Annotated in this window: 15 protein-coding genes; 11 read left to right on the top strand and 4 right to left on the bottom strand. The window is 59.3% G+C overall.

Annotated features, from left to right (window positions below):
* Positions 1 to 3 precede the first annotated feature (3 nt).
* The 3 genes from J5278_RS18540 to J5278_RS18530 are packed head-to-tail and all read right to left on the bottom strand — an operon-like array spanning position 4 to position 6,771.
* Positions 4 to 2,691: a carbohydrate-binding protein gene (locus J5278_RS18540; RefSeq protein ID WP_209185959.1), complete on the bottom strand. Its 2,688-nt coding sequence runs from the start codon at positions 2,689 to 2,691 to the stop codon at positions 4 to 6.
* 10 nt (positions 2,692 to 2,701) lie between these two features.
* Positions 2,702 to 6,250, bottom strand: a complete 3,549-nt coding sequence (locus J5278_RS18535) for a molybdopterin cofactor-binding domain-containing protein (protein WP_209185960.1) — start codon at positions 6,248 to 6,250, stop codon at positions 2,702 to 2,704.
* Positions 6,247 to 6,771 carry a (2Fe-2S)-binding protein gene (locus J5278_RS18530; protein ID WP_209185961.1) on the bottom strand — a complete coding sequence of 175 codons (525 nt, stop codon included), beginning with the start codon at positions 6,769 to 6,771 and terminating at the stop codon, positions 6,247 to 6,249. The genes J5278_RS18535 and J5278_RS18530 overlap by 4 nt, the downstream gene beginning before the upstream one ends.
* 356 nt (positions 6,772 to 7,127) lie before the next feature.
* On the opposite strand from J5278_RS18530, the gene J5278_RS18525 reads away from it, so the two are divergent.
* The 6 genes from J5278_RS18525 (at position 7,128) to J5278_RS18500 (ending at position 12,256) form a co-directional block, all read left to right on the top strand.
* Positions 7,128 to 8,264, top strand: coding sequence for an FAD-dependent monooxygenase (locus tag J5278_RS18525; protein WP_142831801.1), 1,137 nt, complete (start codon positions 7,128 to 7,130; stop codon positions 8,262 to 8,264).
* Positions 8,261 to 9,061 carry an alpha/beta fold hydrolase gene (locus J5278_RS18520; protein ID WP_209185962.1) on the top strand — a complete coding sequence of 267 codons (801 nt, stop codon included), beginning with the start codon at positions 8,261 to 8,263 and terminating at the stop codon, positions 9,059 to 9,061. Before J5278_RS18525 ends, J5278_RS18520 begins: the two co-directional genes overlap by 4 nt.
* Before the next feature lie 71 nt (positions 9,062 to 9,132).
* Positions 9,133 to 9,885, top strand: coding sequence for an Asp/Glu racemase (locus J5278_RS18515; RefSeq protein WP_142831803.1), 753 nt, complete (start codon positions 9,133 to 9,135; stop codon positions 9,883 to 9,885).
* Positions 9,886 to 9,895: 10 nt separating this feature from the next.
* Complete coding sequence (locus J5278_RS18510; RefSeq protein ID WP_142831804.1) at positions 9,896 to 10,537, top strand: N-carbamoylsarcosine amidohydrolase; 642 nt, start codon at positions 9,896 to 9,898, stop codon at positions 10,535 to 10,537.
* Between the two features lie 43 nt (positions 10,538 to 10,580).
* Positions 10,581 to 11,612, top strand: coding sequence for a leucyl aminopeptidase (locus J5278_RS18505; protein WP_142831805.1), 1,032 nt, complete (start codon positions 10,581 to 10,583; stop codon positions 11,610 to 11,612).
* Between the two features lie 131 nt (positions 11,613 to 11,743).
* Entirely contained in the window at positions 11,744 to 12,256 is a 513-nt protein-coding gene (locus tag J5278_RS18500) for a MarR family winged helix-turn-helix transcriptional regulator (protein ID WP_142831806.1), read from the top strand.
* Positions 12,257 to 14,079: 1,823 nt separating this feature from the next.
* Here the strand turns inward: J5278_RS18500 and J5278_RS18495 are convergent.
* A complete protein-coding gene (locus tag J5278_RS18495; RefSeq protein ID WP_142831862.1) occupies positions 14,080 to 14,352 on the bottom strand; it encodes a DUF982 domain-containing protein in 273 nt (90 codons plus the stop codon).
* Between the two features lie 327 nt (positions 14,353 to 14,679).
* Here J5278_RS18495 and J5278_RS18490 point away from each other — a divergent pair, with 327 nt between their 5' ends.
* From J5278_RS18490 to J5278_RS18470, 5 genes are all read left to right on the top strand, one after another.
* A complete protein-coding gene (locus J5278_RS18490) occupies positions 14,680 to 15,108 on the top strand; it encodes a MucR family transcriptional regulator (protein WP_209185963.1) in 429 nt (142 codons plus the stop codon).
* 1,213 nt (positions 15,109 to 16,321) lie between these two features.
* Positions 16,322 to 16,726: a SyrB-like regulator gene (locus J5278_RS18485; protein ID WP_142831808.1), complete on the top strand. Its 405-nt coding sequence runs from the start codon at positions 16,322 to 16,324 to the stop codon at positions 16,724 to 16,726.
* A gap of 143 nt (positions 16,727 to 16,869) precedes the next feature.
* A complete protein-coding gene (locus J5278_RS18480; protein ID WP_142831809.1) occupies positions 16,870 to 17,457 on the top strand; it encodes a hypothetical protein in 588 nt (195 codons plus the stop codon).
* A gap of 136 nt (positions 17,458 to 17,593) precedes the next feature.
* Entirely contained in the window at positions 17,594 to 18,055 is a 462-nt protein-coding gene (locus J5278_RS18475) for a hypothetical protein (RefSeq protein WP_209185964.1), read from the top strand.
* Positions 18,056 to 18,748: 693 nt separating this feature from the next.
* Positions 18,749 to 19,810 (top strand): porin, encoded by a 1,062-nt coding sequence (locus J5278_RS18470; protein WP_142831811.1) that lies wholly within the window; start codon positions 18,749 to 18,751, stop codon positions 19,808 to 19,810.
* Positions 19,811 to 19,823: the final 13 nt, after the last annotated feature.

The following is a 19,823-nucleotide window of genomic DNA, read 5'->3' as shown; positions in this document are numbered from 1 at the left end:
ATCTCATTCCGGTCGGTTTCGCAGCGGCACGAGGCGAGGCGGGGCGCTTAACCCGCTCTTGTCCAGGGTGCTGCCGAGATAGGGTGTGTTGTGGTAGTAGCGGTTTGCCGCCGTATTGGCGACATGAAGCTCGAGTTGATGCCTGCCGGCGGCAAGGCGACTAAGCGAAAAGCGATAGGGCCGCCATCCGCGCCGTCCCACTTGGGCTCCGTCGAGATAAGCGGTTACGACCGTATGCACCGCCAACAGTTCCAGTATCCAGTCGCCTTCGTCGTCCACGCTGAAGGAGAGGCGATAGATGCCGGTTCCGCTGAAGGCCTCAAAGCCTTGCACCTCCCAGCCGCTTTCGACGGATATGGATATGAAATCCTGGCCTTGCCCGGCCGAGAACGTCCATCCGGCTGCCAAGGCGACTGTCCGGCTTCGGTCAAGCGGCGGCTGGCTCGATAGCCGGCCAGATCCGGCAACCGCCTGCGAAGCTGCGCAAAGGCGGATGCAACGGACCTCGTGCGGCTCAAGAAGGACAGCCAGGCGCCGGACGCCAGCGAACGTCTCCGCAGCGCCTTGTTCCGGATCCCATGTTTGGTAGGCGAAGCCCTCACCAAGCGCGATCTCAAAACGCATCTCTTGCGTGCCATCGTTGAAGACAACCATCCGCCACCAGCCTTCCCGATCGTAGCCGACCCAGTGCCTTGGTTTGCCACCCTGTATCTGTGGGCCTGATGAAGCGATGGTCGAGAGCAGCGCGGACATTGCCTCCGCATCCGGCATGGCCTCCAGATGCCTGCTTGCCTCGATGGGACCCACCGCCTGCTGCCCGGCGCAGACCCCTGACAGCCTTTCGCCGGACGACCACACTTGGCCGCCGGCATTCCGGAATGCATCGAGCCTCTCGATCGTCGCTGCCGATTGCACCACGGTGGTGGACGGCAAGACAACCGCGTCGAAAGCAAGACCGGATGCGAGCAGGCACCCGTGTTCAAATGTTGCATCGGCGACATCACGCTCGCTTACGAACATGAAGTCGCAGCCTTGGGCCAGCAAATGCTCGCACCAGGCTCCAATATGGGCGGCATGGCTGTGCCGGGGCCCTTCGGCAAAGGCTGTAAACAGGGGATAGAGGATCGCGACCGGTGTCCGCGGCGTGGCCGGCTCGATGAAAGCGGAGACGCGCGCGATCTCCAGTGCAAAGAGATCGTGATAGCTCCACCACGGCTCGAAGTTGATGCCGGGGGCGAAGTCGAAACGCGGATTGGTGAAGGGCGTCGGGTCATTGTCGCGACCGTCCGTCAGGTAGACGCCGTGCCAGAGGAACTGCCGGGCGCCGAGGCAGGCGAGGCGGATGGCCCCAGCGCGTGCAGCCTCAAGCGTCACCTCCCACTGGCCAGCAGCTCTGACCTCAGTGCGTCCGGCACTGAAATAGGTCTCGACGACGCAGCGGCTGCGCCCGTTCGAGCGGGCGACGGAATCGCCCAGCTTGGCGGAAAGCTGCGGTTCGAGGTTGTTTGCATCCACCGCCGTCTGATGGCGGAAGGCATCGATGCCGAAGAAGTCGACGGCAGGCGCGACGCGCGGATCGATGCTCGTGAAGCCGCCATTGGGCGCCCAGGAACCGACATGGGCCAGCACTTCATGCCCGGTCAGGACGATACGCGTTTCCTCCGCCCATTTCCGGAGCGTGCCGAAGAAGGCTTCATTCATCAGGGCGGAATAGGCGGCGTGAAACCGTGCACGTAGCGGCAGCGTCCGGGGTCCGACGTCACGGACGACCGCAAGCAGGGCATGCGCGAAGGGTGCCATAGCATTTGCTTCAACGTGGTCCCGAAGGCCACGCGCATACAGCAGGCTGTTGCCGAGATTGCCGACCATCTCGTCCCAGCGGTAGAAACCGGGGGCGGGCTGATCGTAGAATACGGATTGCACCGTGCGCGGCACGTGTTCGCCCAGTGCCGCGACGAGGGGCTCGAGGCCGACATCGATGAAGCGCTCGGCAGCCTCGGGCAGCAGGTAGTTGATGATCCTGGAGGTCGCGGAGCGTGCGCTGACGAAAACCGTCAGCATGGAGCCTGATGCGATCTCGCCATCATATGCATAATGGCAGGCTATGGGATCGGAGTCGGTGATGCGGACGCGCGAAGTCACATCGACTATCTCGTCCAGGCTGTCGATCGTAGCGGAAGGATGCAGCAGCGCCGCCTCGATCGTCCATTTGCGCCACTCGATGCACCCACCTTCGTATTGCCAGGCAATGATATCGGCACCCATCGTCTGCGTGAAGGATGGACGGATGGCGCTGATCCCCCCTTCGCTATGCAGGGCTGACGACCAGAACAGGTGGCGTTCCCGCAGATCGTCCCGCCCTTCCACCGTGCGGCCACCGGCGTGACCGCTGATCCAGTTATACTCGTCGTACATGCCGAGTTTCAGCTCGAGTTCAGACGCGACATCGGCTGCATCCCGGTAGGCGACCAGATAATCGGATGACAGATAGGCTTCAAGCGGCAGGGCAAGCCGTGCCTGGATCAGGATGGTGCCGATACCCTTTGCCTGGAAATCGACAAGTTGCGTCCGGCAGGTCGCCTTGTCCGGAATACTGTGCCAGAACCAGTAGGCGGATGGGCGAAACGCATTTGTCGGACTCTGGAAGATCGTCCGACTATCGATATTCGCAATGGATACTGTTTCCGGCAATACCTCTTCCTCAGTGTGCGGCGGCAGGAACGCGTTGGATAGCGGCCGAAGCGTCGTTCCATGCCGGCTTGTCCGGTGCAAAACGTGCCCGCAGATAGTCGGTGAGATCTTTCAACTGGGTCTCGTCGAGCGTGTTGCGGAAGGACGGCATCGACATGACTTCGAGTGCCTCGCGCCCTGTCGTCGCGGCAAGGATAGCCGGCGCTTCGACGCCGCCGAGAATTGCTTGGATGACATTGTTGGGCGTATCGGCATGCAGGTTGCTGTTAAGCGCCAGAGATGACAGGACTGTGTTGCCGGCATGGCAGGTAGCACAGGCGCCGTTGAAGATCCGCTCGCCCTTCGGCGAAACCAACGCTGCGTCGCGCGTAGCGCTGTCGCTGGCAGCAATGGCGGTCTGGCTTTGAGCCGCGGCCCTGGCGGGATCGCCGTCCCCGTTGAGGCTGGCAAGATAGTTTGCCATCGCGCGGATATCCGAATCTGGGAGCGGCTGCATGACCTCCACCACATGGGCCATCGGACCGGCGGCACTGCCATGGTCACGCGAATGGCCGCGGCGCAGGTAGTCATAGAAGGCGTCTTCCGTCCAGCCGACGGGCCCCTTGGCCATCGCATTGAGGGCAGGGGCCTCCCAACCATCGACAAAGCCGCCGGACAGGTGGGCGCTTCCCGTCTTTTCGGCACCCAGCGCATTGCGTTCACTGTGGCAGGCGGAGCAGTGGCCGAGCGTCTCCACGAGATAGGCCCCCCGGTTCCAGGTGGCATCACGCGTCTTGTCGTAAGTCATCGCCGACGATTTCAGGAAGAGCGCATTCCATCCGGCCATCATCATCCGGATGCCATAAGGGAATTTGAGCCTCGTCTCTGGCGCCTTTTTGGAGACTGCTGTTTGCGTCATCAAGTATGCATAGAGCGCCTGTAGGTCCGCATCTTCCGCACCGGCAAACGATGTATAGGGATGGGCCGGGTAGAGGTGATGGCCATCGCGGCTGATGCCCTCGCGCATGGCACGCTCGAAGGCCGGATAGGACCAGCCCCCGATACCGTTGGTCACGTCCGGGGTGATATTGGTCGCGTAGACAGTCCCGAAGGCAGTATCGAACCGCCGCCCGCCGGCAAAGGGCGTTCCGTCACTGCCCACATGGCAGACATTGCAGGCGCCGACTGCCGCGGCCAGCCTACCTCGCTCGATGGTGGCGGCGCTGTAGACGTTCGTATCGGGTCTCTCGATGGTGGCGATGGCCGGGCGCCAGGGCGACGCCATCGTCGCCAGGCCGGCGATCGCCGCCACGGCACCAGCCGCAGACAGACCGAAGTTCCACCATCGCTTCTTGGGCGCAGACGTCGTGGTCGGCGCTGCGGACGCATCGCCCCTTAGTGCCGACAGCACCAGCTCCGGTGTCAGCGGCAGTTCGCGGAAACGGATGCCAGTCGCATCGTAGACCGCGTTGGCAATGGCCGAGGCACTGGGGACAGAGGCGGATTCGCCGACACCCAGCGGCGGCTCGTCCTGACGCGGCACCATCAGCACGTCGATATCGGGCAATTCCGGGAAAGTGATCAGCGGATAACCACCCCACTCCTTCGAGGTAACGGCGGTGGAGGAGAATTCGACGCGCTCCTTCAGCACGCGGCTGGTCGACTGGATGACGTTGCCATGGATCTGGTGCTTGACGCCGTCGGGATTGATCATCATCCCGGAATCCTGCGCGCACGTTACCTTCGTCACCGCGATCTCGCCGGTCTTGGTGTTGACCGCAACGTCGGCCACCCAGGCAGCCCAGGCAGCCGCCTTGCCGGGGAAGGGACCGTGGATATAGACGGCATAGGCAAAACCGCGCCCGTAGAGCAGGTCCCCTTCGCCACCGAGCGTGCCCCATTTGGTGTGAGGTACCCAATTGGCCCGTTCCGCAAGCGCATGAACCAGGTCGACCGCGCGGGTATCGTGCAGGTAGCGCAGACGGTATTCGATGGGGTCGACTCCGGCCGCGGCCGCAAGCTCGTCGATATAGCATTCATGCGCGAAGGTATTCGGCATGGCCGAGACGCCGCGAAACCACGAGGCGCGCGCGATCGGCGGCATGTCGTGCACGGTGACCCGTAGATTGCCGTAGGCATAGGGCGGGATCGCCGTGCGGTCGCCCATCTGGACCACATCCGATACCGGTGGCACCTTGCCTGTCAGGATCAGCGACAGGGTTGGCGCGAGATTGGACGGATAGCGCGTTTCGAAATCATAGGCGGATGGACCGCCTTCCAGATCGAGACCGCCGCGCACGTCCATCACCTGCGCTGCCCCCTTCGGTTCCCATGCATGCTCCTGTTCGCGTGTCAGCTGGACGCGTACGGGCGCCCGGACTGCCCGGGACAGAAGTGCTGCATCGGCGGTGACATCGTCGGCGCAGTTGCGGCCATAGCAGCCGGCCGCCTCCAGACGTTCCACCAGTATCCGATCTTCCGGCATATCCAGGAGCAGCGCCAGATCACGGCGCATCGGAAAGGGATTTTGCGTGCCGGACCAGACGGTCAGTCCGTTATCGCCATAATCCGCCACTGCGCATGACGGACCGATCGAGCCGTGCAGCTGGTAGGGCCAGACATAGGTGCGGTTCATCGGCTCGGCACTGCCGTCCAGCGCCATATCGACGTTGCCCCGATCGATCAGCTTGCGCGGGGTTGAGGTGTTGGCGCGTAGCGCCATCTCCGGCGCATTCAGATCCGGCCGTTCCGGCGGAGCGCGCCACACAACAACAAGCGTCTTTGCAGCCTCCATGGCGATTTCTTCGCGCGTTGCGACGACGCCGACGAAATCACCGATGGCCACGACGCCGACGACTCCGTCGATGTGGGCGATCGAGCCTTCATCTATGGAGATCAGACTGTTGCCGACGTGCTCGCCGTGATCGAAACCGGCATAGAGCGGCCGGATGACGCGGCCATGCAGCATGCCGGGCACGCGCACGTCGTGCACGTAGGTCCACTCACCGGTTGCTTTTGCCGGTATGTCCACCCGTGGCAGCGAGACGCCGACGATCCGGTAGGTCGATGCAAGCTTCAGCGCCGCTGTCGCATCGATCGACAGTCGCACATGCTCGCCGGCCACGAGCTCTGCAAAGGTGAGGCTCCAGTTCTCTCCGCCGTCGGCGCGTATGATGCCGTCATGCAGGATGAGATGTTCGACCGCCGTGTCCTTCAGGGCCGAAGCCTTCGCCATCAGATGGTGTCGCGCGGTCGCGGCGGCCTGCCTCAGGGGCACCGCCGTGATCTGGATCGTCTCGCTCGCAATCGTGGCACCTTGGTTAGGCGCCGCAGAAGTCGCTCCCAGCACCATATCCACATGCTCGAAGGGTACGTCTAGTTCCTCCGCGACGATCTGCGCCAGCGATGTGCGGATACCCGTTCCGAGATCGACATGGCCGTTGAAAGCTTTGACGCGACCGTCCCGGTCGATGGCGATGTAGAGCTCGGCCTCGTCGCCCTGGAGTTTGTCCGAAACGACAAGAAGAATGTCGGAGTTCAAGAAATAGGAGGATTTCGGCGCTTCGCGTTGGGTGTTCATGGCGAAACCTCGTTTCGTGCCTCTGCCGATGCGCCGACTGCGCGATCAGCTTTGGCGTAGGCGACGGCGCGGCGTGCCGCAGCGAGTATTTCCATATGGGTGCCACAGCGGCAGAGATGATGCCGAAGAGCTTCACGAATATCGGTTTCGTCAGGCTCGGGGTTGGCTTCCAGCAGCCCGACGATGGCAATGATCATGCCGTTCAGGCAGTATCCGCACTGTGCGGCGGCCTCCTCGATGAAGGCGCGCTGTACGACATGCAGACAGCCAGACTTTGCCAGGCCCTCCAGCGTCGTCACCTGCCTGTTGCCCAACGCCTTCAGCGGCACGGTGCATGAGCGAACGGGCCTGCCATCCACCAGCACCGCGCAGGCGCCGCACTCACCGAGCCCGCAACCATATTTGGGGCCGTTGAGGCAGAGATCGTTTCGGAGAATATAGAGAAGTGGCGTTGCGCCACCCGCTTCGACGGCGATGACGGCGCCGTTGACGTTCAGGCTGAATGAGCCGACCTCCTTCAAGAGCCGGACTCCAAAGCACGGGCGCAGGCCGAAAACGGTCCGCCGGCACTCATGCACACCATTATGCTGCAGACCTCGCATCGAGGTCCGCAAAACATAATGACGTGATCGAAAATCACGTCACGCATTTGCTGTTCCTTGCTCATTTATAAAGCGTATGCACTTTATATGACCGTTTCTCCGTGCGTATGCACGTGCCGGCAAGCATGACGATAGCCATATTTTTGGGAAAAGCTAGCCGGATTTTTTGCAAAATGCAAAAGCCAGACTTGCTATTTATAGCGTATGCGCTAAAAATTTCGTCACGTCTCGAATTGCAAGATTATGCGTCAACATGACAGCTAGAAGGGTCGGCCATGTCCAACGGTAAGGAAAAGATCGCGATTATCGGGGCCGGTCTCGGCGGCGCCGTGGCAGGAGCGTTGCTCCAGCAGGCGGGCTTCGACGTTAATGTCTACGAGCAGGCCCCAAGCTTCTCGCGCCTCGGCGCCGGCATCCACATGGGGCCGAATGTCATCAAGATTTTCGAACGCCTCGGCGTTGCGGAAAAGGTCGTCAGTATCAGCAGCACGCCCAGCCACTGGTTCAGCCGCAACGGCATCAGCGGCGATTATCGCTCCCGCATTCCGCTTGAGGGATATGGCGCGACCTATTGCACCGTCCACCGCGGCGATCTCCAGGCAATCCAGTGCGATGTGCTGCGACCGGGAACCCTGCATTTCGGCAAGAAGCTGACACACATCGACGACAACGGCACGGACGTCCTGATCGAGTTCGAAGACGGCACATCGGTCAGGGCCGACATCGTCATCGGCGCTGACGGCATCAACTCTCGTGTTCGTGAAACGCTGCTGGGCGCGGAGAAGCCGAACTACAGCGGCTGGGTCGGGCACCGCGCGCTGATTTCTTCCGACAAGCTCAAGAAATACGACCTCACCTTCGAAGACTGCGTCAAGTGGTGGGGACCAGATCGCCACATGATGGTCTATTACACGACGGCCCGGCGCGATGAATATTACTATGTCACCGGTGTGCCGCATGCCGCCTGGGAATTCGAATCCGCATTCGTACCAAGCAGCCGCGAGGAGATGTTCTCCGAGTTCGAGGGTTACCACCCGATCATCCAGGCGCTGATCGAAAGCACGGATGAGGTGACTAAGTGGCCGCTCTTCAACCGCAATCCGCTGCCGTTGTGGAGCACCGGCCGCCTGGTGCTTCTTGGCGATGCCTGCCATCCGATGAAGCCGCACATGGCCCAGGGCGCGGCAATGGCGATCGAGGATGCCGCCATGCTAACGCGCTGTCTGCTGGAGACCGGCATCAACAACTTCGGCACCGCCTTCGCGCTCTACGAAGCCAACCGCCGCGACCGCGCGACGCGCGTGCAGACCGTGTCCAATGCCAATACTTTCCTGCTCAACCAGGAAGATCCGTCATGGGTTTACGGCTATGATCTTTACGCAGAACCGTTGAAAAGCGAGAAAGCAGCATGAGCAACGGCCCCCTCTACGGCGCGAACGTCTATGCCAACGGCATCCGCCAGCATTATCTCCGCTACGGCGGCAAGGGCCCCGTCGTCATCCTGATCCCGGGCATCACTAGCCCGGCCATCACCTGGGGTTTCGTCGCCGAGCGCCTCGCCGAAACGAACGATGTCTATGTCATCGACGTTCGCGGCCGCGGCCTCTCCTCCACCGGCCCGGACCTGGAATACGGCCTGGACGCGATGGCTGAGGACGTCGTCGGGCTTTCGCAAGCCCTCGGCCTCGATAGGCCGTCGGTTGTCGGCCACTCCATGGGCGCCCGTATCGCCATGCGCGCCGCCGCGTCGGTGCCGGGGGCCTTCTCCCGCCTGGTGCTTGTCGATCCCCCGGTTTCCGGTCCCGGCCGCCGGCCCTATCCGAGCAAGCTTGCCTGGTATGTCGATTCCATCACGCTTGCCGAAAAGGGCATCGATGCAGAGGGCATGAAGGCATTCTGCCCAACATGGACGCTCGAGCAGCGGCAGCTGCGCGCCGAATGGCTGCACACTTGCTATCTGCCTGCCATCGTCACCGCATTCGAAGACTTCCACAAGGACGAGATATTCGGCGACTTCGGCAAGCTCAAGCAGCACACCATGCTGATGGTGGCGGGACGCGGCGGCGTGATCGAAACCGTGGACGAGCAGGAGATATCCGGCCTGAACGGCGCCATCGAGATCACCCGGGTGCCTGATGCAGGTCACATGATCCCGTGGGATGATTTCGACGGCTTCTTCGTCGCCCTCGGCGACTTTCTCTCCCGTTAAATGCGATGGTGGAGCCACCAGCTTCACCACTTGTCCGTCTTTCGCCTTCCATGCCGCAGAGGACTTCATCCGTGCAGAAATATTACCGTATCGGCCAGATCGTACCGAGTTCCAATACCACGATGGAAACAGAAATTCCGGCCATGCTGACCGCGCGCCAATCGATCCGGCCCGAGCGGTTCACATTCCACTCCAGCCGCATGCGGATGAAGAAAGTCGTCAAGGAAGAACTGGCGGCCATGGATGCGGAATCCGATCGCTGCGCCGTCGAACTATCGGATGCTCGCGTCGATGTGCTCGGCTATGCCTGCCTCGTTGCCATCATGGCGATGGGCCTCGGCTATCACCGCCAGTCGGAAAGGCGCCTGACCGGCCGCACGCAGGAGAACGGCACCGACATTCCCGTCGTTACTAGTGCCGGCGCCCTGATCGAGGGCCTGAAGGTGATGAAGGCGAAAAAGATCGCCGTCGTCGCGCCCTACATGAAGCCGCTCACCGAGCTCGTGGTGGACTACATCCGGGAAGAAGGCTTCGAAGTCATGGACTGGCGTGCGCTGGAGATCCCCGACAATCTCGATGTCGCGCGTCACGACCCGGAAAATCTTCCAGCCATCGTCCAGACGCTCGATCTCACGGATGTCGACGTCATCGTTCTGTCCGCCTGCGTCCAGATGCCATCGCTGCCCGTGATTGCCAAAGTGGAAGCCATGACCGGCAAGCCGGTGCTGACAGCCGCCGTTTCCACGACCTATTGCATGCTGAAATCACTGGGTCTGGAAGCTGTCGTGCCGGGTGGCGGCGCGCTACTGTCCGGCGCCTACTAGGAGGACGACGATGGAAACTGCCGAAGCCAACTATCAGGGTGTCTGGGGTAACCGCATCGGCTTCGGCCAGCGACCGGCGCTCCTCGTCATCGATTTCCTGAAGGCCTACACGATCGAAGGAGCGCCGCTCTATGCGCCCGGCGTGGTCGATGCCGTGGCGCAGACGCCCGAGCTCATCGCCTCTGCCCGCGCCGCCGGCATTCCCGTCATCCACACGCGCATCCTCTACCTTGCCGAAAATTGTGCCGATGGCGGCATGTGGGTCAAGAAGTCGCCGGTCATGAAGGCAATGGTCGAAGGCAATGTGCTTGCCGAATTCTGCGAGGGCGTCGAGCCGGCAGCGGGTGAGCTCGTTATCGTCAAGCAATATGCCAGCGCCTTCTTCGGCACCAGCCTTGCCTCCCACCTGCACGCCCAGGGCATCGATACCGTCATCATGGCCGGCTGCTCGACGAGCGGATGCATCCGCGCGAGCGCCGTAGATGCGGTGCAACACGGGTTCCGGGCCATTGTCGTGCGCAATTGCGTCGGCGACCGCCACCAGGATCCGCACAATGCCAACCTCTTCGACATCGACAACAAATATGGCGACGTCGTTTCGAGGGAGGAGGCGATAGCGGAAATCGCCAAGGTCAAACCCGGCTGTTCTTAACCGTCCGCATAACCTGAGCCTTCAACCAACAAGGGGAACGAGCATGGATCAATTCAGCTTCACGGAAATCTGCCTGCATCAGTTAAAGATGTCAGGTGTCAAGGAGGGCGAAAAACTCATCGTCCTGACACAGGGCAACGAACGCCTCGATTATGCCGATGCCTTCATGGGCGCTGGCATGCGCCTCGGCGCCAAGATGTATCACATGCGCTTGCCGCCGGTGCCACCAGCGGGTGCATGGGCAGTCGGCCAGACAGGTCTTGCCTCGATGCCGGACGCAGTGGAGGCGCTCAAGGCTGCCGACATGCTAATCGACTGCATCTTCCTGCTCTTCAGTCCCGAGCAGATGGCAATTCAGGCGGCCGGAACCCGCATCCTCACGGCGGTGGAGCCGCCCGAGGTTCTGGCCCGCATGCTGCCGACAAAGGAGTTGCGCGAGCGCGTCGAATTTGCGGGCGAGCTGCTTTCCAAGGCGAAGGTCATGCGCATTACCTCGCCGCACGGCACCGATGTCACTTACAAGCTCAACACCTATCCCGCCATCACCGAATATGCATGCACCGACGAGCCCGGCCGCTGGGACCACTGGCCGTCCGGGTTCGTCTTCACCGGTGGCGACGATGACGGCGTCGACGGCACCATCGTCGTCGCTCCGGGCGACATCCTGCTGCCGCAGAACATTTACGTGCGCGACCCCATCACCTATACGATCGAGAACGGCTGGATTACCGATATCAGGGGCGGCCTCGATGCCGATCTGGTCAAGTCCTACATGCAAGGCTTCGACGATCCGCGTGGGATGGGCATGAGCCACGTCGGCTGGGGCCTCAACCAGAACGCCAAGTGGCATCGCATGGTGCCTGGGGAATTCCCAGGTGGCATGGGCATGGAAGCCCGTTCGTTCTACGGCAACGTCATGTTCTCCACAGGCCCCAATAACGAGCTCGGCGGTCCAAACGACACAGCCTGCCATCTGGATATCCCGATGCGCGGTTGCTCGCTGTTTCTCGACGACGAGCCTATGGTTCTCAATGGCGATATCGCCGTGAGGGAAATGCAGTATATCCGCAAATAGTATAACAATGGCCCGCTCTGTCGTGTGAAGGGCGGGCCAAGCCGGCCGTATGGTGAATCGGCCCGGCTCGGGGATGTTCGGTTCGGGGCGGATCGTGTAAACCTGCCGCCAAACAGAGGCCTGGCGGTAAAATGAGAAAGAAAAGCAACGATCAATTGAAAGATGCCACGCCATCGCGCGCCGACTATAAAGTGACAGAGCAGGTCGGGCATCTCTTGCGAAAGGCATACCAACGGCACCTTTCGATCTTCCAGGAAGGTGCGATTGATCCTGACCTCACGTCGGTGCAATTCGTCACCCTGTGCGCACTGCACGATCTGGGACCACGTTCGCAGGTTGAGCTTGTGAAGGCCACCTCCGTTGACCAAGCGACAATCCGCGGCATCGTAGACCGACTGAAGGCGAGGGGGCTGATCGAACTTTCAAGGGATGAGGCAGATGGCCGCAAAGTTATCATCGGCATCCTGCCCAAGGGCGAGGCGCTCCTGCAGACCATGTATCCACAGGCGAGCCTGATCAGCGAGAAGACGATGGCGCGCCTCAATCCGGCCGAACGGGTGGCATTGCTGTTCCTGCTGCGCAAGATCGCGGAAGACGAACCGTCTGAAGAACAGTCGAAACCTCTTGAGAATCGCCCAAGCTGACCTGCCCATTCTCGCGAGAAATGGTTGCTCTCATGCGGCGTAGAACACCGCATTCATCCCGGAGCGCTGGGATAGCACTTGTTACAAGTGGCTATTGGATGTTCGCGTTCCAGGAGGCTCTGGTAAATTGGCTTGTCGGAGGTTATGTCGTCCCGACCAGTTTATCGGCAGTGTCTCACCTTGCCAATCGCCGCGGTGCTTGGCTACATGCAGAAGCAGCGTGAGCCCATGAGTGGCGGGCGGTAAATTTTCGGGGCACGTCCGGAAAGCTCAACACCGTCAGCGAGACGCTGACACTTGGCATTAGCAGCAAATCCATCGTCATCAACTGGGCTAGACCATTGGTTCGCGTGACAAACCATCTGGATTATTTCGGATCGCTTCAGGCTTTCACACCAGCGATGATCGGAGATGATATGGTCGGCAATAAGCCGTAACATTGCGGTGACGATGATTTCGTGGGGATGCTGTCAACCGGCATGTTGCTGAAGGAAATCCGGTGCGTCCAGGGTGCCATAAGTAGCCTGCCCGTAGGAACAGGTCTGTTTGACGAGACGCGTTGCCAGAATATCCCAAAGGTTATGCGTTCGGTGCTGTAGTAACCCCTTGATGGCGCCGGGGCCGGTATAGGGATTGTTAAATTCCATAACGTTGGATCATTGTTCCCAAGACCTTCCTAAAATTCCATTGAGTGGCAAGTCGCATTTTTACCGTTGTTACAAAGACGTACCAGGCGTCTTACCGAAACTTGCAATCGAGCACGTGAGGCTATCCACAACCAGCCGATCGCGACCGAAAACAACGGTTATGACGATCGCAACGCCCGTCTGACCGCGCTCGCTTGGATCCGAGACGGCCGCGCCTCGTTTTCCAAGGCCTCTTCCAAGGAAAACCTGTTCGACAAAGTCGCCAGAAACCATCCCCAAGCCACTGAATATCCTGATAGAAATGCCGATGTTCAATTAAGTCAACTGACGAGATTTGGTGCTCTCATGTAATCATTCGGTGACTGGATGAAGGGACTTAATATTCCACGGCTAGCAGGGGTGACTAAGCCCGCCAACTCCGATTCACTGTTTGTACCGTTGCCATGTCTCGAAATTTGGTGCGGCCGATAGAAGAGATGAGTATAATCGTGCTGCGGGTTGCCGAAGATTGAGAACAGGATCCAATCGCACCCATCGACCTTACGTTCATGACAGCAAGTCGTTGGCTGAACCGCTCGACCACCGCCATATCGCGCGAAATGAAAAGGTAGTAAAACCCGAGTTCGTCCTACAACTCGATCCTCGGATTGACGACCTGTGCTTGGAATGACACATCCAGCGCCGATGCGGCTCTATCGCCGATTATCCGCCATGGCGACACTTCCTGGGCCTGGGCAACAAAAAAGCGCTGCCGCTGACCGCCGGAGAATTCGTGCGAATAGCGATCGAGATGATCTTCGGTCAGGCCGACGCGCTGGTAAGGCCCGATGCCCCTGTCTCGAAGCGCCGCTTATTGACCTCGGATCAATACCACCGCTAGTGCTGGTTGGATGTTTCGCAGCTTGCGTTTCAGCCGGTTTTCAGGGGCGCGCACCGGAAGACAGGCAGTGCACCAGGACTTGGAAGACGATCTGCATATCCAACCGTGGCACTTGCAGCTGTCGTGCGCCAAGGGAACGGATACGCCTGGTCGGCAAATTCGACGGTGCCCAATCTAAGCTCTATCAGACGAACGATGAAGAGGCCGACCGTCAATTTGCGCAACCGGACCTGCAACCAGGCAGTCTTCGTTTCCCTCTGTCTATTCAGGATACTTTCGTTACGCATGGCGAGACGTTATATGGCTGCACTGACTAAAGAAATATGCCCAATATTTTCCTCGTCAGCGGCACGGATCAAAGCTGCGCGAACAAGCGCTGGCGGCGTCGCTTTGTAAAGCGCGTCATGGCAAGTCATGATCGCCTCAAAGTAACAGTCGCCGTCGTCAGTTGGCCATTCTCCCAACAACATTTCGGCTGCCTCATGCACCGTTCTGATGCTTTTGTATTTTTTATGACCCTTCAGGACGAGCCTGACGGTTGGAAACTGATTTGATGTGTGTCGCAGCATGCCAGATACGAGCTCCGCCATTAAGACAGCGATAAACAAGCAAGTCGCATGCCGAGACAGGTCCGGCGGCGATTATTTCGATGCGGCCACCTGTGGAAATTTACGGTTGGTTAACCAGCGCCAGACAAAACAGCTGAGTGCCGGTGACGTAACTGCCAAAACCTTTTTGTCAAAAGCGCCATCGGCGATTCGATCTTGGTCCCGGAAAACGGCTGCTCCAGGGCTACTCAATGTCACCCGCGGCACTTCGAATAGATCATGAGAAAGCCCGGTTTCAGCGGACGCCGTCCCCGATAGTGAACGCTCCCTTAAGTGCACGGAGATTGAATGAGCAACGAAAATCGTATTGAAGACGCCGATAAGTTGGTTCAGTTAGCGGCGGCGATTACGGCAGCCTATCTGAGCAACCATGTCGTCCCCGTCAACGATATCGCCAATCTGATCATCTCGATCAAATCTGCACTTAAAACAAAGTCTGGAAGCGCCGTTCTTCCCGTCGCCGAAAAGCGAAAGCCCGCAATCTCCGTGAGGAAGTCGTTGCAAGATGACCGGATTACGTGCCTGGAATGTGGTGAAGCTTTCAAGTCTCTCAAACGACACATCATTACGAACCACGCACTTTCTCCAGAAGCATATCGTGTAAAATGGGCGTTGCCTGCCGACTACCCCATGGTCGCTCCGGCATACTCCCGGGCCCGCTCGCAACTAGCAACGGAAATGGGCCTGGGTCAGCGAAGGAAGAAGCGTTTAGTCTGAGCTCGTTGTTCGATTTTGCAAACGTTTCCTAGCTTAGCTTAGGGCTGCAAAGCTTTGTATCGCTAGCGAGCCTCCAGTGCGTAGCACCGGTGGGTGGTGAGGCCATAACTATCAGTCACCGAAAATTACCTCGAAGCAAAGCACGGCAAAAAATTTACTTTTGCGTCGCCCCAATTGTTGAGCCACCCGCTTGTGGGGCTATCAACGGCCCGTCCTTTTGAAAGACGTGATCCATCCACCACGTGAGCATGCTCCGCAAGTCCCGGCTTCCTTTTCAAATTTAACCAGACTAATCACTACAACCAAAAGTCCAAAGCTACGCAGCAATCCGAAAAATATCTTTTTAGAAATCGTTGCACATCTTACTTCAGTCGCGCGAGCTGTCGGTTATCATGGCCCTGTGATACGCCAACGTCCAGAGATACGCCGGGTTGCCCGTTTCAGCCCTGCCATCATGCCGTGATTCCGACATCGGTTCGGTGAGTGACAATTCGGGAAATCACTTCATCGAACGCGTTAAGCGATCCTTCTGGCCCAGACCTGTATCTTTCGCCAGCTGCGAGCGAGTCTCTGCGTAACTTGCCTCCACCATAAACAGCGGGCATCCCATTTTCTCGATAGTCGTCCCGTGATTTGTGAATAGGCATGGAGCGCCCCGCGAGCCCAGTTTCGGCGTTCCGATCTGATCGTCGGGCGCGCTGCGCTCCTTTTGCGCGAGCTTAGCGGGCTTGTCATTCTACTCTTCAGGGGTCTCGCCCGCTTTGATGAGTTCTTTCCCCGCCTGACCGTATGTTGGCTTGGAGCATGAATGATCGTGGCACCGACGATGCGTCCCGCCCTTGGCCAAGTCGCCAGATCGCCGGAGATGTTTGTTGAACTGCCTGCGAGCGGGCCACCCATAGCGTGAGGTGCTTCGCCTCTCCGCTCGACGCTCGCTTTAAGCCCCAGTGAGTCGAAAGTTCCCCCGGCACTTTGCCAATCGTGGGGTCGCAGCTACGCGCCATGCTCGCGGGCACCACCAGTGGACGTCGATCTCGCCGCCATATTCAAGATGTCGCTGGCGAGTGCTTCGTACGGGAATCTGCGGCCTATAACTCCAATTGGGAAGTCGGACTGTATGCAAAAGTTGCGCGTCAACCGATGATTTAGTTCGGTTCTGTTGACATCCGCTGTCTAGCAGTCGAAAAGAATCCATACCGTCATGGAGAGAGCAATGGCAGACGAAAGCGAAACAGGCATCCCAAGTGAAGTTGCAGAATTGGAGGCGCCGCAAGAGGCGGCTGTGACCAAAAAGCAGCGTGCTCCACGACGGTCCAAGGCCGAAATCGAGGCTGCTGCTGCAAGCTCACCGAAGGTTCGTCAAAAGCGCACCCCGCGTGCTGAACCCGTTCCAGCGGATGGCGAAAAGCCTGCCCTTGGCACCGCGAGGAAGACGGCCGGCAAAGCGGCCGCAAAAGCTAAGCCTATCACTCTGCCAACGCCACACGCCGCCGCCACTACGAGCGACGAGATGGTTGATCTCATTCAGCTTGAGGAAGAAAACAAGCGGCTTCGCCAGACCCTGGCCGAAAAGCTGCGTGCGGAAAATGCTGATTTACGCAAACGCCTCGGCGTCTGATCTGGGCAGATACCTGCCGGCGGTGCGCAATCGACCAACGCCACCATTTTCGAAGCTCGTGTTAAAGATGTTCCGGCTCGCCCTGCGAGCCGGATTGGGGCTGTCAGAACCACCGCGTTGTCTGCCGCCCGGAAAGACTTACAATGAAAGCACCTTGGCAATACCTCGCGCGATTGATGTCCCGGCAAAAGACGTCTGATACGAAAGATGGCGGACGTGCCGGCAATGTCGAGGTAGAACTACAGCCCGCTCAGACTATTCTCCTCTCTTCTCCGGAAGGCGCCGCCGGGCCTGGGGATATGGATTCACCTGTCGCCGACGTTCAAGTGCCAACGGCGGCTGCGACCGACGGTAAAACCGATCCAGCAGCACCCGCCTTGCCATTGGACGAGATACATGCAGCGACGGCCAAGGCGACTGGGGATCAAGGGCAGTCCATCTCCGATCCGCGAGACCCGTTACCTGCAGGTGAGGTAGATGTTCAGTCGCTCAAGGCACCCAAGACGAGGGGCAAGGGGTTAAGGCAAGTCCGCGGCGATCTAACACCTGAGACCGCCGTTGGCGCCGCGGAGACGCCCGTTGCAGGCCTATCGTCGCCAACGAACGTCCTTTCCAACGACGTCATAGATCTCGACAGGGACATCAAGCATTTGAGAGACCAGCTTGCACAAAAGCTCCGGGTGCAGAATGCCCAGCTGAGAGCAATGCTCGTGCGCTTCGACCGCTCCTGAGCCTGCAAGACGATCACCAGAGAATTCAGCAATGAAACCACAGCAACGCAGTTTCGTCGTCGAAATCAAATCGGCGCGCCGGCGGTTGAAGACTCGGCCGAAATCCATCTGGGGCGAGACCGATTTTGGAGCACTTGTGCGGGAAGCGGAAGCAAAGCTCCCGTTCATGCAGAACGCCGTTTCGCAGGCGCCCATCTCCCGTGTTGATCAACCATTCGAACCGGAGGATGCTACCGATATCCATGAGGCCGGTGAAAACCAACTCAGTCTGCTGCCGTCGACCGGGCCCGACGATATCCGACGGCATCAGCAAGAACAGGCTTGCCTGGAAAACACCGCGTTCCATCCGGCAGAAGACAAGTTCAAACCGAAAATGGCAGGGACACTGAAGCATGGTCGGAGAAGTCAGTTGGAGAACGCCCGGGGTCGCAACTCAGCGCCTGCCGCTACGGTGAAGGCTGCGAGTGTGGACACCCACATTGACGAGTTGCCGTTGCTCGATGCCGAAAACCGACGCCTGAAGCAGTTGCTGGCGGAACACCTGAAACAGCAAAACGCGCAGCTGAGGGCGATGCTAAAGCGATTTGAAGGCCGCTGACGGTCCACCTCTTTCAGCCGCCCTGGGTTTGCCGGAGGCCCCAACTCGCGGGACGTGGGGTCTATGACAAGCATGACGACGAAATTCTTTCCTGAAGTGGTGCGGTGCCGTACAAATAGTGACGAAGCGGGTCACATGAAGCGCAGCATCCCTCGCGCTGGGCAACTGCCTTTGATCGAAGCGAGGATAGGCTGCTCGGCACATACGCATTATCAGTTGACGACGAGGTCCGAGGTCGACAGCGGGAGGAGGGCAGGCCTATCAAGCGACGTTGTCTAAAAGATGGAGGCTCTGGACCGGGAGCACCTTCGTCAGCGTCGGTCACTCAACCGGAATTGTGCAGCGGAAACGAGTGATCGCCGGCAAAGTAGGGAAGGCGGACCCAACGCCAGCTTGGTGCTGTCGGCGATCATTGAGACATGCGCGCCGCGTTCACTATCTTTGAGCCTCCCCGACATCCACTGAGATCTTCACAGTAAATCTAGCTGGACTTTGTGCCCTTTCTGCAACATCACTTGCCGAAGGACTTCCTAAATCAGCTTTGGCGAAAGAAGTCGTTTGCGGTCGAGCGATTACAAAGCCATGCTTACTAATGAAGGCGCAAGTGTGTTTGTTCGACTTCGCGAACATGGGGAGCGAGCCCCAATGCAGGCTGTGCCGGATCTATTCGCAACATTGAACTGGAGGTCAATCATGAATATCAAGAGCCTACTTCTCGGCTCCGCTGCTGCCCTGGCAGCAGTATCCGGTGCTCACGCTGCAGACGCTATCGTCGCTGCTGAGCCTGAGCCGCTTGAATATGTCCGCATCTGCGACGCCTACGGCGCTGGCTACTTCTACATCCCAGGCACGGAAACCTGCCTCAAGGTCGGTGGCATGGTTCGTACCGAAGCGCTGTGGCACGATCCCTACGCCTTTGGCGTTCGCCAGAAGACCGGAACCGAGTGGCATACCCGCGCTGAACTCAACGTCGACACAGCAACGGACACCGAATACGGTCCGCTGAAGACCAACATGATCTACCGCTTCGACTCGACGGAAGGTAACAACGACTCGAAGGTTTTGTTCGCAAGCATTAGCCTTGGTGGTTTCATTGTTGGTAAAACCGACTCGCAATACATGCAGTGGATCGGTTACGCCGGAAACGTTATCAACGACGACGTGATCGGCGACGGACCTTACGAGCTCAACCAGCTCTCCTACGTTTACGACGGCGGTAATGGATTGACGGGCGTTCTATCGGTAGAGGACAGCCAGTCTGGCGCTGGTGCAACCGACCCGAACACGGGCCGTGATGAGTCAGACCATTACACTCCTGACTTCGTTGCTGGCCTCGGCTACAAGACCGGGATGGTCGGCCTGAAGGTCGTCGGCGGCTACGACTCCGTTGTCGAAGAAGGCGCCATCAAGGCTCGCCTCGATCTCGATTTTGGGACGTTCTCGGCATTCCTTATGGGCGCCTGGAACACGGATGGCGACAAGATCAACCGTTACGCCAACGGCGACGCCAGCGGCGCAAGCACGGGCGACTGGACTGTCTGGGGCGGCACGACTGTCAAGTTCAACGACAAGCTCGACTGGAATACCCAGCTTGCCTATTCCGACAGTAAGACCTTCGAAGCAACCACCAACGTAAACTACTTTATCGCCAAGGGCTTTAAGGTTCAGCCTGAACTGACGTACATTAAATACGACAACGCAGTTCGCGACGCCGACACGTTCGGTGGCGTTCTGCGCTTCCAGCGCACATTCTGATCTGATTTATCTG

Origin of the sequence: Rhizobium sp. B21/90, assembly GCF_019355815.1 — a bacterium.
GTDB lineage: Bacteria > Pseudomonadota > Alphaproteobacteria > Rhizobiales > Rhizobiaceae > Rhizobium > Rhizobium rhododendri.
Note: the sequence above shows the minus strand (reverse complement) of the source record. Positions and strands in the feature narration are given on the sequence as shown.

Excerpts from the sequence above, each read along its gene's own strand:
- J5278_RS18500 (WP_142831806.1), top strand. The coding sequence starts at position 11,744 with ATGAGAAAGAAAAGCAACGATCAATTGAAAGATGCCACGCCATCGCGC.
- J5278_RS18495 (WP_142831862.1), bottom strand. The coding sequence starts at position 14,352 with ATGCTGCGACACACATCAAATCAGTTTCCAACCGTCAGGCTCGTCCTG.
- J5278_RS18535 (WP_209185960.1), bottom strand. The coding sequence starts at position 6,250 with ATGAACACCCAACGCGAAGCGCCGAAATCCTCCTATTTCTTGAACTCC.
- J5278_RS18510 (WP_142831804.1), top strand. The coding sequence starts at position 9,896 with ATGGAAACTGCCGAAGCCAACTATCAGGGTGTCTGGGGTAACCGCATC.
- J5278_RS18490 (WP_209185963.1), top strand. The coding sequence starts at position 14,680 with ATGAGCAACGAAAATCGTATTGAAGACGCCGATAAGTTGGTTCAGTTA.
- J5278_RS18520 (WP_209185962.1), top strand. The coding sequence starts at position 8,261 with ATGAGCAACGGCCCCCTCTACGGCGCGAACGTCTATGCCAACGGCATC.
- J5278_RS18505 (WP_142831805.1), top strand. The coding sequence starts at position 10,581 with ATGGATCAATTCAGCTTCACGGAAATCTGCCTGCATCAGTTAAAGATG.
- J5278_RS18480 (WP_142831809.1), top strand. The coding sequence starts at position 16,870 with ATGAAAGCACCTTGGCAATACCTCGCGCGATTGATGTCCCGGCAAAAG.
- J5278_RS18525 (WP_142831801.1), top strand. The coding sequence starts at position 7,128 with ATGTCCAACGGTAAGGAAAAGATCGCGATTATCGGGGCCGGTCTCGGC.
- J5278_RS18485 (WP_142831808.1), top strand. The coding sequence starts at position 16,322 with ATGGCAGACGAAAGCGAAACAGGCATCCCAAGTGAAGTTGCAGAATTG.
- J5278_RS18470 (WP_142831811.1), top strand. The coding sequence starts at position 18,749 with ATGAATATCAAGAGCCTACTTCTCGGCTCCGCTGCTGCCCTGGCAGCA.